The following is a 1,129-nucleotide window of genomic DNA, read 5'->3' on the forward strand; positions in this document are numbered from 1 at the left end:
ACTTCCTTCTATCGCCATTTTCGCGATGTGGATGAGTTAGGATTAACGATGGTGGATGAAAGCGGGTTGATGCTGCGTCAGCTAATGCGTCAGGCTCGTCAGCGTATCGCCAAAGGGGGCAGCGTTATCCGCACTTCGGTGGCGACTTTTATGGAATTCATCGGCAATAACCCGAATGCTTTTCGGCTGTTATTGCGGGAACGTTCCGGCACCTCGGCGGCGTTTCGTGCTGCAGTTCAGCGTGAAGTTCAGCATTTTATTGCGGAACTTGCAGACTATCTTGAAATCGAAAATCACATGCCGCGCAGCTTTACCGAAGCTCAGGCCGAGGCAATGGTGACCATCGTATTTAGCGCAGGTGCCGAAGCGTTAGATATTGATATGGAACACCGCCGTTTGTTGGAAGAACGTTTAGTGTTGCAATTGCGGATGATTTCCAAGGGCGCTTATTATTGGTACCGCCGTGAGCAAGAAAAAGCACATATAGCGCATTTACATGAAAATGTCGGGCAGCAGGCTCAGCCTCAGGAATAAATTTAAAGCATAGGGTTGGTCATGATCAAAAGTCGTTTGGATGTGGGAACATTAGTTCTGTCTTTGGTTGCTGGGCTTTCTATCAGCGGTTCCTTTGCCGCATTATTTAGCTCTGTCGTGCCGTTTTCGGTGTTTCCGCTTTTAGCGCTGGTTTTATCTGTTTATTGCCTACATCAGCGCTATCTGAACTGCTCAATGCCTGAAGGCATGCCGGTTCTCTCTTCTTCATGTTTTTTGCTTGGCCTACTGATGTATAGCGCCATTGTGCGTGTAGAGTATCCAGAAATCGGCTCCAACTTTATGCCAACTATCCTGTGTATTGTTTTGGTTTTTTGGATTGCCTATCGCATCAAGGCATTCAAGAAAAATTCCGAGCCGGATAGTGACAAAGACTTCCACGATCCTGAGTGACATCCGCGTAATAGCCGCAGATGATTTATAGATGACTTATATAAGAAAGGCAGCCGTTTGGCTGCCTTTTTGCATTCAATGATGAGCCTGAAATTAACGACGCTTTTCCAGCAATACGCCACATTCCATATGATGGGTGTATGGCAACTGATCGAACAACGCTAAGCGTTTTACCTGATGGGTT

General features: G+C 46.8%; 3 protein-coding genes. 2 read left to right on the plus strand and 1 reads right to left on the minus strand.

Annotated elements, in window-relative coordinates; all coding sequences use genetic code 11:
• Nucleotides 1–534: HTH-type transcriptional repressor FabR (gene fabR, locus ACRC27_RS10000; RefSeq protein WP_438639800.1), on the plus strand; the 534-nt coding region annotated here is incomplete at its 5' end.
• Nucleotides 535–555: 21 nt separating this feature from the next.
• A complete protein-coding gene (locus ACRC27_RS10005; RefSeq protein WP_130955043.1) occupies nucleotides 556–945 on the plus strand; it encodes a YijD family membrane protein in 390 nt (129 codons plus the stop codon).
• Between the two features lie 93 nt (nucleotides 946–1,038).
• On the opposite strand, the gene ACRC27_RS10010 is transcribed toward ACRC27_RS10005, so the two are convergent.
• Nucleotides 1,039–1,129 (minus strand): hypothetical protein (locus tag ACRC27_RS10010; protein WP_438639801.1); only part of this gene is annotated, 91 nt, incomplete at its 5' end.

The organism is Plesiomonas sp. (assembly GCF_051650925.1).
GTDB lineage: Bacteria > Pseudomonadota > Gammaproteobacteria > Enterobacterales > CAMTGL01 > Plesiomonas.

Excerpts from the sequence above, each read along its gene's own strand:
- ACRC27_RS10005 (WP_130955043.1), top strand. The coding sequence starts at position 556 with ATGATCAAAAGTCGTTTGGATGTGGGAACATTAGTTCTGTCTTTGGTT.